The 19,717-nt window shown below is 70.3% G+C and carries 21 protein-coding genes; 10 read left to right on the forward strand and 11 right to left on the reverse strand.

The annotated features are described in order from the left end of the window. Nucleotides 1-2: 2 nt before the first annotated feature. The gene (gene clpS / locus ACFY0U_RS04660; RefSeq protein ID WP_388630459.1) at nt 3-320 is read right to left on the reverse strand and encodes an ATP-dependent Clp protease adapter ClpS; all 318 of its coding nucleotides are present in this window, start codon (nt 318-320) and stop codon (nt 3-5) included. Between the two features lie 57 nt (nt 321-377). Between clpS and ACFY0U_RS04665 the strand changes: the two genes are divergently transcribed. Next, on the forward strand, nt 378-1,724 hold the full coding sequence (locus ACFY0U_RS04665; RefSeq protein WP_388630066.1) for a nicotinate phosphoribosyltransferase: 1,347 nt from the start codon (nt 378-380) through the stop codon (nt 1,722-1,724). Nucleotides 1,725-1,799: 75 nt separating this feature from the next. Further along, the gene (locus ACFY0U_RS04670; RefSeq protein WP_388630069.1) at nt 1,800-2,393 is read left to right on the forward strand and encodes an isochorismatase family protein; all 594 of its coding nucleotides are present in this window, start codon (nt 1,800-1,802) and stop codon (nt 2,391-2,393) included. 28 nt (nt 2,394-2,421) lie between these two features. On the opposite strand, the gene ACFY0U_RS04675 is transcribed toward ACFY0U_RS04670, so the two are convergent. Continuing rightward, nucleotides 2,422-2,766, reverse strand: coding sequence for a hypothetical protein (locus ACFY0U_RS04675; RefSeq protein WP_388630072.1), 345 nt, complete (start codon nt 2,764-2,766; stop codon nt 2,422-2,424). Between the two features lie 121 nt (nt 2,767-2,887). After that, entirely contained in the window at nt 2,888-5,224 is a 2,337-nt protein-coding gene (locus ACFY0U_RS04680; RefSeq protein ID WP_388630075.1) for an immune inhibitor A domain-containing protein, read from the reverse strand. Nucleotides 5,225-5,570: 346 nt separating this feature from the next. Between ACFY0U_RS04680 and ACFY0U_RS04685 the strand changes: the two genes are divergently transcribed. Then, a complete protein-coding gene (locus ACFY0U_RS04685; RefSeq protein ID WP_388630078.1) occupies nt 5,571-5,858 on the forward strand; it encodes a hypothetical protein in 288 nt (95 codons plus the stop codon). A 21-nt stretch (nt 5,859-5,879) separates the two neighbouring features. Here the strand turns inward: ACFY0U_RS04685 and ACFY0U_RS04690 are convergent, their stop codons facing one another. Then, on the reverse strand, nt 5,880-6,575 hold the full coding sequence (locus ACFY0U_RS04690; RefSeq protein WP_388630081.1) for an RDD family protein: 696 nt from the start codon (nt 6,573-6,575) through the stop codon (nt 5,880-5,882). A gap of 89 nt (nt 6,576-6,664) precedes the next feature. Further along, nucleotides 6,665-8,377, reverse strand: a complete 1,713-nt coding sequence (locus tag ACFY0U_RS04695) for an RDD family protein (protein WP_388630084.1) — start codon at nt 8,375-8,377, stop codon at nt 6,665-6,667. 320 nt (nt 8,378-8,697) lie between these two features. On the opposite strand from ACFY0U_RS04695, the gene ACFY0U_RS04700 reads away from it, so the two are divergent. After that, on the forward strand, nt 8,698-9,171 hold the full coding sequence (locus ACFY0U_RS04700; RefSeq protein ID WP_388630087.1) for an SsgA family sporulation/cell division regulator: 474 nt from the start codon (nt 8,698-8,700) through the stop codon (nt 9,169-9,171). Nucleotides 9,172-9,184: 13 nt separating this feature from the next. On the opposite strand, the gene ACFY0U_RS04705 is transcribed toward ACFY0U_RS04700, so the two are convergent. Continuing rightward, complete coding sequence (locus ACFY0U_RS04705) at nt 9,185-10,591, reverse strand: FAD-binding oxidoreductase (protein WP_388630090.1); 1,407 nt, start codon at nt 10,589-10,591, stop codon at nt 9,185-9,187. A 92-nt stretch (nt 10,592-10,683) separates the two neighbouring features. Here ACFY0U_RS04705 and ACFY0U_RS04710 point away from each other — a divergent pair, with 92 nt between their 5' ends. Next, the gene (locus ACFY0U_RS04710) at nt 10,684-12,156 is read left to right on the forward strand and encodes a tetratricopeptide repeat protein (RefSeq protein ID WP_388630093.1); all 1,473 of its coding nucleotides are present in this window, start codon (nt 10,684-10,686) and stop codon (nt 12,154-12,156) included. Here the strand turns inward: ACFY0U_RS04710 and nthA are convergent. From nthA to hppD, 5 genes are all read right to left on the reverse strand, one after another. Continuing rightward, on the reverse strand, nt 12,153-12,737 hold the full coding sequence (gene nthA, locus ACFY0U_RS04715; protein WP_388630096.1) for a nitrile hydratase subunit alpha: 585 nt from the start codon (nt 12,735-12,737) through the stop codon (nt 12,153-12,155). The two genes, ACFY0U_RS04710 and nthA, sit on opposite strands and share 4 nt — an antisense overlap. Continuing rightward, the gene (locus tag ACFY0U_RS04720) at nt 12,727-13,014 is read right to left on the reverse strand and encodes an SH3-like domain-containing protein (protein WP_388630099.1); all 288 of its coding nucleotides are present in this window, start codon (nt 13,012-13,014) and stop codon (nt 12,727-12,729) included. Before ACFY0U_RS04720 ends, nthA begins: the two co-directional genes overlap by 11 nt. Continuing rightward, complete coding sequence (locus ACFY0U_RS04725; protein ID WP_388630101.1) at nt 13,007-13,288, reverse strand: hypothetical protein; 282 nt, start codon at nt 13,286-13,288, stop codon at nt 13,007-13,009. The genes ACFY0U_RS04720 and ACFY0U_RS04725 overlap by 8 nt, the downstream gene beginning before the upstream one ends. Before the next feature lie 20 nt (nt 13,289-13,308). Continuing rightward, entirely contained in the window at nt 13,309-14,163 is an 855-nt protein-coding gene (locus ACFY0U_RS04730) for a Teichoic acid biosynthesis protein C (Precursor) (protein WP_388630104.1), read from the reverse strand. A gap of 117 nt (nt 14,164-14,280) precedes the next feature. Then, on the reverse strand, nt 14,281-15,426 hold the full coding sequence (gene hppD, locus ACFY0U_RS04735; protein ID WP_388630106.1) for a 4-hydroxyphenylpyruvate dioxygenase: 1,146 nt from the start codon (nt 15,424-15,426) through the stop codon (nt 14,281-14,283). Between the two features lie 126 nt (nt 15,427-15,552). Here hppD and ACFY0U_RS04740 point away from each other — a divergent pair, with 126 nt between their 5' ends. The 5 genes from ACFY0U_RS04740 to ACFY0U_RS04760 are packed head-to-tail and all read left to right on the forward strand — an operon-like array spanning nt 15,553 to nt 19,707. Next, complete coding sequence (locus ACFY0U_RS04740; RefSeq protein WP_388630108.1) at nt 15,553-16,032, forward strand: Lrp/AsnC family transcriptional regulator; 480 nt, start codon at nt 15,553-15,555, stop codon at nt 16,030-16,032. Nucleotides 16,033-16,066: 34 nt separating this feature from the next. Further along, nucleotides 16,067-16,714 (forward strand): ABC transporter permease, encoded by a 648-nt coding sequence (locus tag ACFY0U_RS04745; RefSeq protein ID WP_388630111.1) that lies wholly within the window; start codon nt 16,067-16,069, stop codon nt 16,712-16,714. Beyond that, nucleotides 16,707-17,939 carry a betaine/proline/choline family ABC transporter ATP-binding protein gene (locus ACFY0U_RS04750; protein WP_388630114.1) on the forward strand — a complete coding sequence of 411 codons (1,233 nt, stop codon included), beginning with the start codon at nt 16,707-16,709 and terminating at the stop codon, nt 17,937-17,939. Before ACFY0U_RS04745 ends, ACFY0U_RS04750 begins: the two co-directional genes overlap by 8 nt. Then, on the forward strand, nt 17,936-18,745 hold the full coding sequence (locus tag ACFY0U_RS04755; RefSeq protein ID WP_388630117.1) for an ABC transporter permease: 810 nt from the start codon (nt 17,936-17,938) through the stop codon (nt 18,743-18,745). Before ACFY0U_RS04750 ends, ACFY0U_RS04755 begins: the two co-directional genes overlap by 4 nt. Beyond that, entirely contained in the window at nt 18,742-19,707 is a 966-nt protein-coding gene (locus ACFY0U_RS04760) for a glycine betaine ABC transporter substrate-binding protein (protein ID WP_388630120.1), read from the forward strand. The genes ACFY0U_RS04755 and ACFY0U_RS04760 overlap by 4 nt, the downstream gene beginning before the upstream one ends. Nucleotides 19,708-19,717: the final 10 nt, after the last annotated feature.

Here is a 19,717-nt window from a genome sequence, read left to right on the forward strand (position 1 = left end):
AGCTACTTCCGGTCCTGCTGCAGGGTGGCCCACAGACCGTAGCCGTGCATCGCCTGCACGTCGCGCTCCATCTCCTCGCGAGTTCCGCTGGAGACGACCGCTCGGCCCTTGTGGTGGACGTCCATCATGAGCTTGGTGGCCTTGTCCTTCGTGTAGCCGAAGTACGTCTGGAAGACATACGTCACGTAGCTCATGAGGTTGACCGGGTCGTTGTGGACGATGGTGACCCAGGGGACGTCCGGCTCGGGGACGGCGAAGACCTCTTCCGCCGACTCGGTGCGTTCGATCTCTACGGGAGCGGGTGACGTCACATGGCCCATGCTGCCACGCATCACAGAAATCGTCACACCGACGAGAAGGGAGTACTATCCATTGCCATGAACACAGCGGACCTTGGGCTGCCGGTGGACGTCCCCTCGACGGCGCTCTTCACTGACCAGTACGAGCTCACGATGCTGCAGGCCGCGCTGAAGGCCGGTACCGCCGAGCGGCACAGCGTCTTCGAGGTCTTCACCCGGCGGCTGCCGAACGGGCGCCGGTACGGCGTCGTGGCGGGCACCGGGCGGGTCCTGGACGCCGTCGAGAACTTCCGATTCGACGCGGACGTACTGCGCTTCCTGGGTGAACGGAACATCGTCGACGCCCAGACCCTGGACTGGCTCGCCTCGTACCGGTTCTCCGGTGACATCTGGGGCTATCCGGAGGGCGAGGTCTACTTCCCGGGCTCGCCGATCATGCGGGTCGAGGGCTCCTTCGCCGAGTGCGTGCTCCTGGAGACCGTGATCCTCTCGATCCTCAACCACGACTCCGCGATCGCCGCGGCCGCCTCCCGGATGTCCTCGGCCGCAGGCGGCCGCCCGCTGATCGAGATGGGCGCCCGCCGCACCCACGAGCTCGCCGCCGTCGCCGCCTCCCGCGCCGCCTACCTCGGCGGCTTCGCCTCCACCTCCGACCTGGCGGCCGGCTTCCGCTACAACATCCCGACCGTCGGCACCTCCGCCCACGCCTTCACCCTCCTGCACGACCACGAGCGCGACGCCTTCCAGGCCCAGGTGAACTCGCTCGGCCGGGGCACCACGCTGCTCGTCGACACCTACGACGTCGCCGAGGCCGTCCGGATGGCGGTGGAGGTCGCCGGTCCCGAGCTGGGCGCGGTCCGCATCGACTCGGGTGACCTGCTGCTCGTCGCCCACCGGGTGCGGCAGCAGCTGGACGAGCTGGGTGCGACGGACACGAAGATCATCGTGACCTCGGACCTCGACGAGTACGCCATCGCCTCGCTCGCGGCGGCGCCCGTGGACGCGTACGGCGTCGGCACCCAGCTGGTCACCGGCTCCGGGCACCCGACCTGCTCGATGGTCTACAAGCTGGTCGCCCGCGCCGAGTCCGCCGATGTGAAGGCACCGCTGGTGCCGGTCGCGAAGAAGTCCTCCGGCGGCAAGACCTCCATCGGCGGCCGCAAGTGGGCGGCCCGGCGGCTGGACGCGGACGGGATCGCGGAGGCCGAGGTCGTCGGCACCGGCGCCGTCCCGGCCGACCTCGTGGACCGCCAGCTCCTCGTCGAACTGGTCAAGAGCGGTGACGTCGTGGCGCGCGAGCCGCTGGACGTCGTACGGGACCGGCACACGGCCGCGCGCGACGGTCTGCCGCTGTCGGCGACCCAGCTCTCACGCGGGGAACCCGTCATTCCGACGGAGTACGTACACGGGCGCTCGGGTAGCTAAAAGCGGTGCGCCCTCCCGCAGCGCCCGCGAAGTCTCTAGGCTCGTAAGTTCACTCTTAGTCGAAGGACACCCACCATGCGCCGCGCCTTGATCGTCGTCGACGTACAGAACGACTTCTGCGAGGGGGGCAGTCTCGCGGTGGCCGGGGGTGCCGATGTGGCCGCCGCCGTCACCGAGCTGATCGGACAGGCGGCGGGCGGCTCCGGCTACCAGCATGTGGTGGCCACCCGCGACCACCACATCGCGCCCGGCGGTCACTTCGCCGACAACCCCGACTACGCCCACTCCTGGCCCGCGCACTGCGTCGCCGGCACCGAGGGGGTCGGCTTCCACCCGAACTTCGCCCCGGCCGTCGCCTCGGGCGCCATCGACGCCGTCTTCGACAAGGGGGCGTACTCGGCGGCCTACAGCGGCTTCGAGGGCACCGACGAGAACGGCGTCCCGCTGGCCGACTGGCTGCGCGCGCGGGAGGTCGTCGAGGTGGACGTGGTGGGCATCGCCACGGACCACTGCGTACGGGCCACCGCGCTGGACGCCGTCCGGGAGGGCTTCCGTACGCAGGTGCTCCTCGACCTGACCGCGGGGGTGGCCGCCGAGACGACCGACCGGGCGCTGGAGGAGCTGCGGCAGGCCGGGGTGGAGCTCTCCGGGAAGCCGGTCGTCGCCTAGCGGGAACCCCTTACGGAGCCCGGGAGCCTTACGCCGGTGCCGCCGGCCTCCTGATCAGGGCCCTGATCGGATGCCACAGCTCCTGGGCCAGTTCCGGGCCCGGCACGACAGCGTTGTCAGGCGCCGTGCGCCATATCAGGCCGTCCGGGTGGTGCAGGACCGCCGTCACCTCGTCCGGGGTCGGCGGGGCGGCGTTGCCGCGGAGGTAGACCGCTCGCAGGCCCAGGTTGCGCAGCCTGGTCAGGGCTCGGGCGCGGTTGCGGGCGTGGACGAGGACACGGACGCAGCCCGTGCCGTCGGTGGTGGGGCTGGGCAGGTTCAGCGCCACCACCACGCTGCCGGTCGGCAGCTTGCAGAAACCTCCTGCGGCCATGCAGTCACACCCCCGTGTGCACCGGTGTCAATAAGAAAGTCATCAGGACGCACCTAAACACGATCGGCGGCGACCCGCCAGGGGTCACCGCCGATTCGCTTCTGACCTGCGGAAATGGCGACTACTTCACCGCGGGGCCCACTTCGAGCGAGATCGTCGAGCCGTTCAGGGCCTCCTGGACGATCCTGATCTTGGTGTTGGTGTCAGTGAGCCTGACGCCCGCGAACGGGGTCGTCTCGTCGTAGTACGTGCTGGTGTGGTCGTTGAAGACCGGCACACCCTTCGACGACGGGATCCTCGTCGCGACGTCCGCCTTGTGCAGCGTGATGCCGTCCGTGCGGTACAGGCTGAAGGGCGAGTCGTAGGACTGGATGCGGCTGCGCATCGCCGTGCCGTCGGACCACTTCAGCGCGGTCGGGTGCGAGTCGACCGGCAGGACCAGGCCGGTGCCCGCGTGCTGGCTGGTGTTGTTGTCCGCCTGGGAGGTGTCCCACTTCCAGATCAACAGGCCGTTCTGGTACGGGAAGTGCTCCACCCAGCTCGGACGGGTCGTGGTGAAGCCGAAGTTGTACGGGCCGACCTTCAACGTCTTGTCGTACGACACGTACTGGCGGTTCTCGGCGATGTAGTACTGCGCGTAGTCGTCCGTGATGGACGCGCCGACCCGGGTGAAGCCGCTCGCCGTCCAGGCCGCGTCCGCGGTCTCGGCGTCGTCGGCGAACAGGGCGGCGCCGTCGGCCGTCACGGTGATCCGGTCGGCCGTGAAGCCCTTCTCGGCCACACCGCCGTCGGTGGAGTAGCGGAAGCGCAGGTCGATCTTCTGGCCCGCGTAGGCGTCGAGCGGGAACGACAGCTTCTTGTACGTCTCCGAGAAACCGGTGAGCGTCGGCTGGCCGCTGGCGTCGCGCGGGAGGGCCGCGCCGTCCGCGGTGCCGTCGATCGGCGTCCAGGTGGTGCCGCCGTCGGTGGAGACCTCGGTGTAGACGTAGTCGTAGGCGGCCTCGGTGGCCCACCAGCCGTCGAGGCTCAGCGTCGCCGCGGACTTGCCGGTGAGGTCGACGGAACGGGTCAGCGTGTTTTTGAGGTTGTTGCCGCTGCCGCTCCACCACTGGGTGGCGCCCTGGGCGGGGGTCACGATCTCGGTGGTGACCGCCTTCTCGGGCAGTTCGACGACGAGGGCCTGCTTGTTCTTGGTGTTGTACTCGGCGACACCCAGCTTGTGCTTCGACTTGGTCGCGGCCTTCGCCACGTCGTAGTCCAGCCAGCCCAGTTGGAGCTTGTCCCAAGCGGTCATGTCGCCGGGCAGGTCGCCGATGGTGTCCTTGCCGGTGCCGAGCCAGGAGCCGGAGGACATCAACGTCCAGAAGCCGGTGGAGTTCTCGCCGCCGGAGGTGTCGTAGTGGTCCGGCAGACCGAGGTCGTGGCCGTACTCGTGGGCGAAGACGCCGAGTCCGCCGTTCTCCGGCTGGATGGTGTAGTCGCCGACCCAGATGCCGGTGTCGCCGATCTGGGTGCCGCCGAGCAGGTTGCCCTCGGGGCCGGTCGCACCCTGGTCGGTGCCGAAGGCGTACCAGCGGTGCGCCCAGATGGCGTCCTCGCCCTGGGCGCCGCCGCCCGCGGACTCGTCCTCACCGGCGTGCACGATCTGGAAGTGGTCGATGTAGCCGTCGGACTCGTTGAAGTCGCCGTCGCCGTCGAAGTCGTAGCGGTCCCACTGGTCGAACTCGGCGATGTCCGCCTTGATCTCGGCCTCGGTGCGCCCCGCCGCCTTCTGCTGGGCGACCCATGCCGTGACCCCGTCCTGGACCGCGTTCCAGGCGCAGGTGTCGCAGGAGTTGGAGCCGTAACGGGCCTCGTTGTAGGGGACCTTGACCCAGTCGGTGACCTCGCCCTCGATGGAGTAGCGGCCCGAGGACTGCTTCTCGTAGTAGGTCTTCATCGACGCGGTGCCGTCGCCGAAGTAGAGGTCCTCGAAGTGCGCCTTGTTGTAATCCGCCTGCCAGGCCGTGCTGTTGTCCTGGGTGCGGTCCGGCTCGGCTATCTCATTGTGCGCGGGGCCAGGGGTGCCGCCGTAGCGGGGGTCGGCTTGGTCGCCGAACTCGACGAGGATCGTGAAGATCTTGTCGGTCTGCTCGCGGCCCAGCTCGACGTACTTGCTGTCGCCCTTGCGGCTCTTGAGCTCGACGACCTTGGAGCCGTCACGGTTCTTGACCGTGGCGGCGCCGGATATGACCTGCTTCAGCGCCTCTTCGCGCTGCGCCTCCCGGGTCTTGGAGAGCGGGCCGTCGAAGTCGTGCTCCCGCGTGGTCTTCGCCGGCTGCGGATCGGTGCGGTTCGCCGCGGCCGGAGCCGCGGTGGTGTCGGCCTGCGCGACGGCGAAGGTGGAGATGGTCGCCGTCGCGGCGGCCAATGCGACGGTGGTCGCGGCCGCTCTGAACGTCCAGGGTCTGCTGGGCACTTGAGTCTTCCTCCCCTAGTCAAGTGACGGCATTTGACTAGAGGTTCAGAAGAAAAGACAGACCTTGACTTGAACAGGACAACTGCACTATGCGGATCCGGCGTCCGCTTTACGAACATCTCGAGAAGGTCCTGAGCCGCCCTCGACCGGCGCTCGCGCATGTCCACTTCGTGGACGCCATGACTCCGTGCGCCCCCCATGCACCGGTACTGTTGGTTAGGTCACGCTTACCGTTCGTTCCGCTCGGGCATGCACGCGATTAGAGTCATTCGGCGGAACGCCCCAAAACGGCGGAAAGCCAGGCCGACACCCCCCGTGGACCCCCACTTCCGAGGACACGATTGCCATGCCTCGTCCGACTGCCGCACAGCTCGCCTACGGTTCGTTCACCGTGATCTTCTCGACGCTCGCCATGCTGCTGCTGTCACAGACGAGTTCGGGTGTGGGGATCGCGGTCATCGCCGTCGCGGCGCTCGCCCTCGGGCTGCTCGTCGCCATGACGGTCCCCATGCCCAAGGCCCGCGTGGTCGCGGTGCGCAAGCCCACCGAGCGGGCGGAGACGGCACAGACGCCCGTACCGGCGTCGGTCACCGTACTGGCGACCGAGCCGGTGCACGAGCGCGCCGCCTCCTGATGAACTGACGGTGCCCGGTGGTCAGTTGACGCTGACCACCACCGTCTTCGCCGCCTTGTCGTGCAGGCCCTGCTTGTAGGGCTTGTCGAAGTAGCTCCAGCCGCCGCAGATCGCGGTCCAGAGACAGGCGCAGCAGAACGCGAACGGGATCCACAGCACCGCCGCACGCGTCAGCGAGGTCTGCACGGAGGGCGTGGAGCCGTTCTCGAGGTTCGCCACCCGCATCCCGAGCCACTTCTTGCCGAGCGTCTGGCCGGAGCGGCTGGTCATGACGGTGTCGTAGGCGATGTAGAGCACGGCCGTGATGAGCGACTGGGTGAAGGACTTGCCGTACTCGACCTTGTCCGGGTCCACGTCGTACTCGTTGACGCCGAAGCCCCAGGTGAGCAGCCAGACGACGATCGCGACGAGGATCATGTCGATGATCCGGGCGAGCGTGCGCTTGCCGCTCGCGGCGAGCGGGGGCATGCCGGCGAGCGGGTCGTTCGGGTACGAGCCGCCGCCGTACGGATCACCACCGCCGTAGGGCCCACCGCCATAGGGGCTGCCGCCTCCGTACGGCGGGGGCTGACTGCCGTACGGCGAGCCCGGGTCCCCTGACGGCGGGGGCTGACTGCCGTACGGGGAACCCTCGCCGCCCGACGGCGGGGGCTGCTTCCTGAACGGGTCGTCTTCCGGCGGCTGCTGGCCGGAGCCGGGGGGCGGTTCGCTGCTCATGGCCCGAGTCGACCGCGATCCCCACGGCTCCGCATCCGGCGAGCGGCCGTCCGGGGTACGGAATCCGGTGGCCCGGGTGCCGTATCCGGCTATCCCGCTACGAACGTATGTGCGGCCTTGTCGTGCCAGCACTGGCGCCACGGCTTGTCGAACAGGCCCCATACGACACCCACGACACCGATCGCGAGCAGTCCGGGGACGCTGTAGACGAGCCAGCGGCGCAGGGCCGCGCCGAAGGTCGGGGGCTCGCCGCCCTCGATGTCCCGCACTTCGAGGCCGAGCAGCTTCTTGCCCAGGGTGCGGCCCCACTTGGCGGTGGGCAGCGCCTCGTAGAGGACGCCGAAGACAAGGAGGACGGCGAGGACGATGCCGAGGTAGGCGGAGGTCGTGCCGTCCAGGAGCCAGACGGTGACGGTCTCGCCGGAGAGCTTGGCCGCGTCGATCTTCTCGTTGACGTGGTCCAGGGCCCTGGTGCCGAGCGGGACGGCGGCCGCGGCGGTGACGCCGACGAGGACGACGGTGTCCAGCAGCCGGGCGGTCAGCCGCTTGCCGAGGCCCGCGGGGCGCGCGGAGGCCTGCCGCCGGGCGGCGGCCTGGAAGATGTCCTCCACGGGCGGCTTCCAGGGCGTGACGGGCTGGTCCTCGCCGGGGGTGCTCGCGAGGCGGTGCACCTGCTGGGCCCAGGAGGACTGGCCGCCGCCGGCGCCGCTGGCCATGGGGGTGGGCTGCTGGGGGACGGACGCGGCCGGGGTCTGCGGAGTCGCCTGCGGGCCGGAGGGAGCGGCCTGCCCTACGACGCCCTGGACACCGGCACGCTCGGCGGCGGCCTTGCCCGCGCCGAAGCCGGGGCCGGCCGCGGGCTGGGCACCGAAGCCGGCCGCCGCCGCACCCTCGGACCGTGCGCCGCCCGTGCCCCCGCCCTGCGCCCCACCCTGCTGGGCCGTGCGCGGGGAGAGCGCCCGGAAGGTCATGGTGCCCTCGTCGGCCACGGGGCCACCGGGGGCGGGTACGCCGGGAGTTACGGCACCGGAGGGACCGTGGGAACCGGCCGCACCGGGGCCGCCTGAGGCGGGGCCACCGAAGGCCGGGCCGCCGGAGGCGCTGCCGCCGGAAAGGCCGTGGGAGCCTGCCGCACCCGGGGCACCCGCGCCGGGCCCGGCGAAGGCCGGGCCGCCCGAGGCCCCGGCACCGGAGGCGGAAGCGCCGCTGGAACCCGCCGTACCCGGGCCGCCCGAGGCGGGGCGGCCCGTGTCCTGGGCGGAGTTGGCGCCGCCCATGCCCGTCGGGCCGCCGTCCGCCGGTGCGCCCTGCCGCGGCGTGCCCGGGCCGGAGGCCGGTGCTGTTCCGGCCGTGGGCCTGCGGAACACGAACGTGTTGCCCGAGGGGGCCGGGTCGGGCTCCGCGGGCGGGATCGTGGTCGTGCCGTCGCCGCTCGTCGTGTCCGAGGGGACGCGGGGGTCGGTGCCCGCCGCCGCGCCCCAGGAGACCCGGCGGTCCTGGTCGCCGCCGAAACCGGACTGATGGGAGCGGTCGGCGCCCCAGGCGGACGCGGGTTCGGGACGGCTGCCGTGCTGGGCGTCGGACGGGGAGGGCGCCGGCTGCGGGTCCTCGTCGAAGAAGTGCGGGCCCGTCTCCTCCACCGCCGCGGGGGCCGGAGCCGCGCCGTCCGACGGGGCCGGCCGGCTGGTGCCCGGCACCCAGGCGGCACCGTTCCAGTACCGGACATATCCAGGAATGGACGGGTCCGGGTAATACCCTTCGCGGGGCCTGTCGTCACCGGGGGCCGGGGTTGGGGCGCTCATGTCCGTCGTCCGGTATCTGCTCGGGGGTCGTTTGTGGGGATCCACATCTATCAGACGCGGAGCCGACACTGGGGGGCTCTGGCCTTACGGCCCTCTATCCGGGCATGGCCGCTTGTCCTTTCTGCTGGGGGTCCGGGGGTTATCCCCCGGGAAGACACAGTCAGACAGGCGCAACCGCCACCGCCAGTCCCACCGGACCCACCCCTTTTGGGCAACGTCGTGAACCCCCGGGAAAAAAGTTTCCCGAACCCGCGTAATGGTTCCGGCCGCACCGCCTCTCTCCACTCGTACGAGACAGACACGAGAGGGGAACACACGCCATGCACACCGTCGTAGAGCGCGAGCTGGAGCTCAAGCTCATCCTGTCGCCCGAGCGCAGCATCCCGGTCCCGGCCCGGCTCAGCTACCGCTCCGACGACCCGTACGCCGTCCACGTCGCCTTCCACATCGGCTCCGACCACCCGGTGCACTGGACGTTCGCCCGCGAGCTGCTGGTGGAGGGGGTCTTCCGGCCGTGCGGGCACGGGGACGTGCGGGTGTGGCCGACGAAGGTGGACGGCCGCAGCGTCGTGCTGATGGCGCTGAGTTCACCCGACGGGGACGCCCTCCTGGAGGCACCCGCGGCCCAGGTGTCGGCCTGGCTGGAGCGGACGCTGCGGGTGGTGCCCCCGGGGTCTGAGGGCGAGCAGCTCGGTATCGACGACGCCCTGGCGGAGCTGCTCGCCCCGACGCCCGCCGACGACCTGTGGCTGCGCGACCCGTGGCCGAGCGACGAGTCCAAGGACGGGGAGTGACCGCCCGCGGACGTCAGAAGAGCTTGCCCGGGTTGAGGATCCCCAGCGGGTCGAAGACCTGCTTGATCTGCCGCTGCATCTCCACCCCCACCGGGCCGATCTCGCGCGCCAGCCACTCCTTCTTCAGTACGCCCACGCCGTGCTCGCCGGTGATCGTGCCGCCGAGCTCCAGGCCGAGGGCCATGATCTCGTCGAAGGACTCACGGGCGCGCCGGGACTCCTCGGGGTCGGCCGCGTCGAAGCAGACGGTGGGGTGGGTGTTGCCGTCGCCCGCGTGGGCGACGACGCCGATGGTGAGCTGGTACTTCTCGGCGATCCGCTCGGTGCCTTCGAGCATCTCGCCGAGCCGGGAGCGGGGCACGCACACGTCGTCGATCATCGTGGTGCCCTTGACGGCCTCCAGTGCGGTGAGCGAGAGCCGCCGGGCCTGCAACAACAGCTCCGACTCGGCCACGTCGTCGGCCGGAACCACCTGCGTCGCACCGGCCGCCTCGCACAGCGCGCCGAGGGCGGCGAGGTCGGCGGCCGGGTCGGCGGTGTCGAAGGCGGCGAGCAGCAGGGCCTCGGTGGTCTCCGGGAGTCCCATGTGGGCGAGGTCGTTGACGGCCTTGACCGTCGTACGGTCCATCAGTTCGAGGAGGGACGGCACATGTCCGCCCTCCATGATCCGGCACACCGCGTCGCAGGCGGCCGCGCCGGAGGCGAACTCGGCGGCCAGCACCAGCTGCTCGGGCGGCTGCGGGCGCAGGGCGAGGATCGCCCGGACGACGATGCCGAGGGAGCCTTCCGAGCCGACGAACAGCCGGGTCAGGTCGTATCCGGCGACGCCCTTCGCGGTCCGCCTGCCGGTGGACATCAGGCGGCCGTCGGCGAGGACGACGTCGAGTCCGAGGACGTACTCCGCCGTCACCCCGTACTTCACACAGCACAGCCCGCCCGAGGCGGTGCCGATGTTGCCGCCGATGGTGCACATCTCCCAGCTGGAGGGGTCCGGCGGGTAGTAGAGGCCGTGTTCGTTGACCGCGCGGGAGAGGGTGGCGTTGATGACGCCGGGTTCGACCACCGCGATGCGGTCGACGGGGTTGATCTCGAGGATGCGGTCCATCTTCGTCAGGGACAGCACGACGCAGCCGTCGGTGGCGTTGGCGCCGCCGGACAGGCCCGTGCGGGCGCCCTGCGGGACGACGGGGACGCGCAGTTCGGTGGCGGTGCGCATGACGTGCTGGACCTGCTCGACGGTGCGCGGCAGGACGACGACGGCGGGGGCGCCGGCCGGGCAGAAGCTGGCCATGTCGTTGGCGTAGGAGGCCGTGACGTCGGGGTCGGTCAGGACGGCCTCGGCGGGCAGACCGCTCAGGAGACGGTCGACCAGGTTCCCTGTCTGTTCGTCGCGAGGCGCTTCGATACGGCTCATGATCACAGGTTCGCACCTGGGTCCATCGGTGTGAACCCCGTCTGCGGCAACCGTCGCCTGCCCGGGTGTGGTCGTCGTATTGACGCACAGTGATCGCCATGGAGAACCATGAGGAGGCGGCCCCCCGGCGTTCGCGCATCGCACGGCGGGCGCTGATCGCGGCGGTCGCCGGGTGTCTGGTGCTCGGCGGGACGCTGATGCTGCTGCCCTGGGAGCCGCCGAAGACGCGGGCGCCCGCGCCGGCCCCGGGGGCGCAGGCCCGGGCGGCGGTGACGACGGGGGTGGCGGCCGCGCTGCCGGATCTGGCGGCGCTGATCGGTGAGCGGGAGACGCATCTGCGGAGGCATCCGCGGGACGCCGGGTCGTGGGCGGTGCTCGGGGTGGCGTATGTGGAGCAGGGGCGGCGGACGGCGGAGCCGGCGTACTACCCGAAGGCCGACCACGCGTTGCGTACGTCGCTGAGGGTGCGGGCCAGGGGGAACGCCGAGGCGCTCGCCGGGCTCGCCGTGCTGGCGAACGCGCGGCGGGACTTCCGGGCGGCGAAGAAGTGGGGCGAGGCCGCGCTGAAGCTGGATCCCAAGCGCTGGACGACGTATCCGCCGCTGATCGACGCCTACACCGGCCTCGGCGACTGGAAGGCGACCGAGCGGACGCTCGAGCGGTTGCAGGGGCTGCGCGGCGGGCCGGCCGTGATGGCGCGGGCCGGGGCGGTCTACCGGGACCGGGGCTGGCGCGAGGACGCGATGGCGCAGCTCTCCGACGCGGCGGCGGGCGCTCGGGCGCCGGCCGAACGGGCCGCGTATCTGGAGCGGGTGGGGCAGCTGGCCTGGGAGCGCGGCGACCGTGAGCCGGCGCTGCGGCACTTCCAGGAGGCGGTGCGGATCGACCCCGACCAGCGGGCCGCGCAGGCCGGGCAGGGGCGGGTGCTGGCGGCGCTGGGGCGGACCTCGGAGGCGCTGAGCGCGTACCGGGTGGCGCTGGCCAAGCGGCCGGACCCGCAGTACGCCCTGGAACTGGGTGAGTTGTACGAGTCTTTGGGGCTGCGGCAGGCGGCCCAGGTGCAGTACGACCTGTTGCGGGAGCGGGTGCGCGGTGCCGCGGCGGGCGGGGCCGACGAGGAGCTGGTGCTCGGGGTGTTCGAGGCGGACCACGGGGATCCGCAGGCGGCCGTACGACGGCTGCGGGCCGAGTGGCGGCGTCAGCCCGGGATCGCGGTGGCCGACGCGCTGGGGTGGGCGCTGCACCGGGCCGGTCAGCACGAGGAGGCGCTGCGGTACGCGGTGCGGGCGACGGACAAGGTGCGCGGGGGCGGGGTGCGCAGTGCGCTGTACGCGTATCACCGGGGCATGATCGAGCGGGAGTTGGAGAAGGACGGGCCGGCCCGCCGGCACCTCCAGGAGGCGCTGCGGATCAACCCGTACTTCTCGCCGCTGGGGGCGCGGACGGCTCGGGAGGCGCTGACGGCGCTGGGTGAGCCGCCGGCGGAGGAGGTGCCGGCGATGGACGCGAAGGCGGAGGAGGAATCGGAGTCGGAGCCGGAGGAGGAGTCGGAGCCGGAGGAGGAGTCCTAGAGCGCGGCGGTGCCGATCAGCGCGTTGCGCGTGACCAGTGCCGCCAGTTGGTCCTCCCCGAGCTCCTCGGTCGCCTCCGGTCTGCGGGGCAGCACCATGTAGCGGGACTCGGCGCTGGAGTCCCACACCGTGATGTCCACGGTGTCGGGCAGCTCCAGCCCGAACTCCCGCAGTACGCCCCGGGGTTCCCGCACCACGCGGGAGCGGTAGGCCTCGGACTTGTACCAGCTCGGGGACGGGCCGAGAAGGCGCAGCGGGTAGCAGGAGCAGAGGGTGCAGACGATGACGTTGTGGGTCGTCGCGGTGTTCTCGACGACGCGCAGGCGCTGGTAGGAGCCGTCCATGTAGCCCAACTCCTGTACGGCGGCGGTCCCGTCGGCCAGCAGCCGGGCCCGGTACGCCTCGTCGGTCCAGGCGCGGGCGACGACCTTCGCCCCGTTCGCCGGTGACGAGGCGGCGAGGAAGGCGTCGATCGCCTCGTCCACCTTCTCGCCGGTGATCACGCCCTTCTCCTCCAGCAGGGTCTCCAGGCGGCGGACCCGGCGGGCGATCGTCGCGTCGGTGTGGTGGTCACCGCTCATCGGCTCGGTCCTCTTCCAAGTAGCTTTCCCACAGATCCAGTACGACGTGATGGTCGCCCTCGCCCCACAGGTCGCGGGCCTCGAAGCGGACCGCGTAGATCTGCTCGACCGGCGCGTCCCCGCGCCCCTGTGCGCTGATGTCGGGCAGTTCGTCCGGGCCCTCCGGCTCCACGATCACGCCCCGCTTGCCGCGCGCGTACCGGGGCAGCCGGGTGTGGTGCGGCGGGTCGTGGCGGAAGGTGCGCACCCGGGTGCCGGGCGGGAAGCGATCAGTCATCCAGCTCACCCGGCCCGAGCACGCCCTTGCGTTCCAGCAGCGCGCAGATCGCGGTGAACCAGCGCTCGTAGTACGACGCCGCCAGGTACTCGGCGGGCGGCATCGACTCGATCGCGTCGCGGAACTCGTTGGTGTTGAAGATCCCCTGTCCGCGCAGGGTGTTGAAGAGGCCGACGACCCGGGCCTCCCAGTCCGCGTGGAAGGGCTCGGTGTCGTCGGTGGTGTCGATGGCGCCGAACCCCTGGGTGCCGCCGACGTCGTTGATCCTGGCCATGCGGCCAGCGTACGTTCGCCCTACTGCTTCGGCTTGGCGTAGAGGGAGAACCTGCGCTTGCCGGCCGCCCCGGAGGCCAGGCCCAGATACAGCCGCGTGCCGCCCTTGCCGCGGACGGCGAGGCCTTCCGGCTCGCGGTAGGCGAGGGAGCGGCCGGCCTCGGTGCGCTGCTGCTGGACGAGTTCGCCGGTGGTGATGTCGACGCAGGAGAGGTAGGCGTTGCCGTGCTCGGCGGGCGGGTTGGTCTCGGCGTCGTAGGCCGTGCCGGCGAGCTGGTAGATGTGGTCGCGGTGCAGGGTGTAGCCCTGGAAGGGGATCTTCTTGTCGGGGTGCGCGGCGGGCTGGGCGATGTCGGCGACGGGGTGGTCGTAGTCGCGGGCGACGAAGGCGTCGAGGTCCCAGATCCGGTAGCGCGGCCTGCCCTTGAGGCGGTAGCGGACGGCGATGCGCTGCGAGGCCATGCAGACCGCGGGCTGGTTGTTGGTGGACCCCGGTATCGGCTTGCGTATCTTGACGTCCTCGCCGGTGCGGGTGGCGCCGTTCTTGAACTGGAGGCGGGTGACGCCCTGGCCGTAGCCGCCCTTGGAGTCGGCCTCGGTCCAGATCCAGACCTTGCCGTCGGCGGCGTTCTGCACGCCCATGCTGACGCCGTGCCCGAAGCCCTGGAGGTTCATGCTGCCGAGCAGTTCGCCGTCGTAGTCGAGCTTGTTGAGGCACAGGTTGCCGGCGCCGATGCCGCCGCGCCGCACCTGGAGGACGTACAGGTGCTCATGCACCTCGTCGAAGGCGAAGGACTGCAGGACCGTGCCCTCCTTGAGGGCCTTCTCCTTCAGCCAGCGGGTCGCCGGTATGTCGAGGTCGATGCGGTCGGTCACGGTCGGTGTCCCCTGAGTCCTGTGGACGCCCGGATGACGTCCACAGGACCAGAGAGTGTCAACTCGCGTTCACCGGTTTCAAGGTTCTGCGAAAGCGCTTGTGGATTTACCTGACCTTCACAGGTTTCCGCGCCGCGCCTGCTCCCGCTCGATCGCCTCGAAGAGGGCCTTGAAGTTGCCCTTGCCGAAGCCCATCGAGCCGTGCCGCTCGATGAGTTCGAAGAACACGGTCGGCTTGTCCTGGACCGGCTTGGTGAAGATCTGCAGCAGATAGCCGTCCTCGTCGCGGTCGGCGAGGATCTTCAGCTCGCGCAGGGTCTCGACGGGCACGCGGGTGTCGCCGACCCACTCGCCGAGGGTGTCGTAGTAGGAGTCCGGGGTGTCCAGGAACTGGACTCCGGCCGCCCGCATGGTCCGTACGGTCTCGACGATGTCATTGGTGTTGAGCGCGATGTGCTGGACGCCCGCGCCGCCGTAGAACTCCAGGTACTCGTCGATCTGGGACTTCTTCTTGGCGATGGCGGGCTCGTTGATCGGGAACTTGACCTTGAGCGTGCCGTCCGCGACGACCTTCGACATCAGCGCGCTGTACTCGGTGGCGATGTCGTCGCCCACGAACTCCTTCATGTTCGTGAAGCCCATGACCTTGTTGTAGAAGCCGACCCACTCGTTCATCCGGCCGAGCTCGACATTGCCGACGCAGTGGTCGATGGCCTGGAAGGTGCGGTGGGCGGGGGGCTCGACGAGGGGGGACACCGCCGAGAAGCCGGGGAGGTAGGGGCCGTCGTAGCCGGAGCGGTCGACGAGGGTGTGGCGGGTCTCGCCGTACGTGGCGATGGCGGCGAGGACGACGGTGCCGTGCTCGTCCTTGAGCTCGTACGGCTCGGCGACCGAGCGGGCGCCGTGCTCCAGGGCGTAGGCGTAGGCGGCGCGGGCGTCCGGGACCTCGATGGCGAGGTCGATCACGCCGTCGCCGTGCTCGGCCACGTGCTGGGCGAGGAAGTGGCCCCAGGTGGTGGCGGGCTTGATGACCGAGGTGAGGACGAAGCGGGCGGAGCCGTTCTCCAGGACGTAGCTCGCGGTCTCGCGGCTGCCGTTCTCCGGTCCGGAGTAGGCGACCAGCTTCATGCCGAAGGCGGTGGAGTAGTAGTGCGCGGCCTGCTTGGCGTTGCCCACGGCGAAGACGACCGCGTCCATTCCCTTGACCGGGAAGGGGTCGGCCTGCCGGGCGGTGTCGGGAGTGTGGTGAGTGGTCTGCGTCATACCGGCAGCCTTCTCCGCCGACGCAAGGTGCGCAATAGTTCGCGTTTCTGGTGTGCAATATGACCAGTGTCGGGTCCGTTTCGGCGGGCTCTCTGTACAGGATGACCACCGGGAAGGGCGGCTCTCGTGGGGATCGACGGACTGGACGGGCGGATCATCGTGCTGCTGGCGCGGGAGCCGCGGATCGGGGTGCTGGAGATGTCCCGGCGGCTGGGGGTGGCGCGCGGGACCGTGCAGGCACGTCTTGACCGGCTTCAGTCGAATGGCGTCATCCGGGGATTCGGGCCGCAGGTGGATCCGGCCGCGCTCGGCTATCCGGTGACCGCGTTCGCCACGCTGGAGATCCGGCAGGGGCAAGGGGCGGACGTACGGGCCCACTTGGCGACCGTGCCGGAGGTCCTGGAGCTGCACACCACCACCGGCAGCGGGGACATGCTGTGCCGGCTCGTGGCCCGCTCCAACGCCGATCTCCAGCGGGTGATCGACCGGGTCGTCGGTTTTGATGGCATTGTCCGGGCCGCCACGGCGATCGTCATGGAGAACCCCGTTCCGCTGCGGATCATCCCGCTGGTGGAGCAGGCGGCCGGGGACGAGGAGAGGACTTAGCCGACCGGGCCTGGCCGTCGTGGGGTGACCGCGTGTGAACTTCTGGGAGTACCTGCACAGCCGCCATCAGCAGCTGCTCTCGGACGCCTACCAGCACGCGAGCGCCGTCTTCCAGTGCATGGTCGTGGCGACGCTGATCGGGGTGCTGATCGGGGTGGTCACCTATCGCAGCGAATGGGCGGGCAACCTCGCCACGACGGCCACCTCGACCATCCTGACCATCCCCTCGCTCGCCATGATCGGTCTGCTCATCCCGATCGTCGGCCTGGGTGTGCCGCCCACGGTGATCGCGCTGACCCTGTACGGCCTGCTGCCGATCGTGCGCAACGCGATCGTGGGCCTGCGCGGCGTCGACCCGTCGCTGGTGGACGCGGCGACGGGCATCGGGATGTCCCGGCCGATGCGGCTCGTGCGGGTCGAGCTGCCGCTGGCCTGGCCGCCGATCCTGACCGGTATCCGGGTCTCCACGCAGATGCTGATGGGCATCGCCGCCATCGCCGCCTACGCCTCCGGGCCCGGTCTCGGCAACGAGATCTTCCGCGGCATCGCCTCCCTGGGCAGCAAGAACGCCCTCAACCAGGTGCTCGCGGGCACGCTCGGGATCATCGTCCTGGCCCTGCTGTTCGACGCCGCGTACGTCCTGATCGGACGGCTGACCATTCCCAGGGGGATCCGTGTCTGAAGCCTCCGGTGCCTCCATCGAGCTGGAGAACCTGACCAAGAGGTATCCCGGCAATCCCCATCCCTCCGTCGACGACGTCAACATGGAGATCAAGGCGGGCGAGATCGTCATCTTCGTCGGCCCCTCCGGCTGCGGAAAGTCGACCACGCTCAAGATGATCAACCGGCTGATCGAGCCGACCGGCGGCCGGATCCGCATCGGCGGCGAGGACGTCACCGACATCGACCCGGTGAAGCTGCGCCGCAAGGTGGGTTACGCGATCCAGTCGGCGGGGCTGTTCCCGCACATGACGGTCGCGCAGAACATCGCGCTGGTGCCGAAGATGGTCGGCTGGGGCAAGAGCCGCATCAAGGACCGTGTCGAGGAGCTCCTCGACCTGGTGGGCCTCGACCCCGGCGAGTTCCACGGCCGCTATCCCCGGCAGCTCTCCGGCGGTCAGCAGCAACGCGTGGGCGTCGCGCGGGCGTTGGCGGCGGACCCGCCCGTGCTGCTGATGGACGAGCCGTTCGGCGCGGTCGACCCGATCACCCGTGACCATCTCCAGGACGAGCTGATCAGGCTCCAGCACGAGCTGCACAAGACGATCGTCTTCGTCACGCACGACTTCGACGAGGCGATCAAGCTCGGCGACCGGATCGCCGTGCTGCGCGAACGCTCGCACATCGCGCAGTTCGACACCCCGGAGGCGATCCTCACCAACCCGGCGGACGACTTCGTGTCCGGGTTCGTCGGGGCGGGGGCCGCGCTGAAGAGGCTGAATCTGACCCGCGTACGGGATGTGGAGATCACCGACTACCCGACGGTGACCGTCGACGATCCGCTCCAGGAGATCTTCAACAGACTTCGGGACAGCGGTACGAACGAGATCCTGCTGCTCGACAAGCGCCGACGGCCCTACAAGTGGCTGCGGCGCGGCGACCTGATGCGGGCGAAGGGCTCGCTGGCGCGGGCGGGCACGCTCGTCAGCGACACGGTGACCCGGGACGCGACCCTGCGGGACGCCCTGGAAGCGGTGTTGACGGACAACGCGGGGCGGGTCGCGGTCACCGGGCGGCGCGGCGAGTACGACGGCGTCGTCGACATGGAGACGCTCATGAACTCCGTGCACGAGCTGCTGGAGGCCGACCGTCTGGACGCCATGGAGCACCAGCACGAGCTGGAGGAGGCGCGCGCCCACCAGACGCACGCCGAGCAGGAGGGCGACGGAGGGGAGAAGAAGGCGTGAGCATCCCCGAGCTGGAGGAGGACGCCCCGACGGAACAGGAGGCGCCGCCCCCGCCGGCCACCGCCCGGCGGCGGGTCACCTGGCAGAAGCTGACCTTTCTGCCCGCCGTGCTGGTGGCGTTGCTGCTGGCGACCTGGCTGTGGTTCCAGCAGGCGCACCTGGATCCGATCTCCGAGAACGCGCTGTCGAACGGGCAGGTCTCCAAGGCCCTTTGGCAGCATGTGCAGCTGACGGTGATCTCGACGTTCTTCGTGCTGATCATCGCGATCCCGCTGGGCATCCTGCTGACCCGCCGGATGTTCCGCCCGGCGACCCCGGTGGTGATGGCGATCGCCAACATGGGGCAGGCGACACCGGCGATCGGTCTGCTGGCCCTGCTGGTGATCTGGCTGGGCACGGGCACGAAGGCGGCGCTGATCGGCATCATCATCTACGCCGTGCTGCCCGTGCTGTCGAACACCGTCGCGGGCCTGAAGGCCAACGACCCGACGCTCCTTGAGGCGGCCCGGGGCATCGGCATGTCCCCGCTGGGGGTGCTCGCCCGCGTCGAACTGCCGTTGGCGGTCCCGCTGATCCTGGCGGGTGTGCGCACGGCGCTGGTGCTGAACGTCGGGACGGCGACGCTGGCGACCTTCGGCGGCGGCGGGGGTCTGGGCGTCCTGATCACGACCGGCATCACCAACCAGCGCATGCCGGTGCTGATGCTGGGCTCGATCCTCACTGTCGCCCTCGCCCTGCTGGTGGACTGGCTGGCCTCGCTCGCCGAACTGCTGCTCAGGCCACGGGGGTTGGAGGTGGGGACATGAGGCGCGCGGGCGTGCTGGCGACGGCGGGTGTGCTGGTCCTGGCCTCGGCCTGCGGTCTGACGAGCGGTTCCCCGATGGTCGACGACGTGACGCCGGGCTCGATCGGACAGGGCGAGCCGCTGGAGGGCGCGAGCCTCACCGTGACCTCCAAGGAGTTCACCGAGCAGCTGATCCTCGGCGCGATCATGGGGATCGCCTTCCAGGCGGCCGGGGCCGACGTCCTGGACCGCACGGGCATCCAGGGCTCGATCGGGGCGCGGGAGGCGGTCAAGTCCGGTGACGCGGACGGGATGTACGAGTACACGGGCACCGCCTGGATCACGTATCTGGGCAACAGCGAGCCGATCACGGACCCGCTGGAGCAGTGGGAGGCGGTGCGCAGGGCCGACCTGGGGAACGGGCTGACGTGGCTGCCGCCGGCGGCCCTCAACAACACGTACGCGCTCGCGATGAACCAGGCCGACTCCAAGAAGTACGGCACGAAGACCCTGTCGGACGTGGCCGCGCTGTCGAAGTCGGACCCCGGGGCCGTGACGCTGTGTGTGGAGAGCGAGTTCGCCAACCGCGCGGACGGACTGCCGGGCATGGAGAAGGCGTACGGGATGAGCGTCCCGGCGGGCAACATCACCCAGATGGACACCGGGATCATCTACACGCAGGTGAAGAAGGGCAGTTGCACCTACGGCGAGGTGTTCACCACCGACGGCCGCATCAGGTCCATGAACCTCGTGGTGATGGCCGACGACAAGAAGTTCTTCCCCAACTACAACGCGGCCCCCGTGATCAACTCCAAGGCGCTGGAGAAGTGGCCGGCGATCGCGGAGGTCCTCGACCCGGTCACGAGGAAACTGGACAACACGGTCGCGCAGGAGCTGAACGCCAAGGTGGACGTGGACGGCCAGGATCCGCACCAGGTCGCGCTGGACTGGATGAAGAAGGAGGGGTTCGTGAAGGAGAAGTAGTGCCGCCTCA

Source organism: Streptomyces sp. NPDC001536 (assembly GCF_042894505.1).
Lineage (GTDB): Bacteria > Actinomycetota > Actinomycetes > Streptomycetales > Streptomycetaceae > Streptomyces.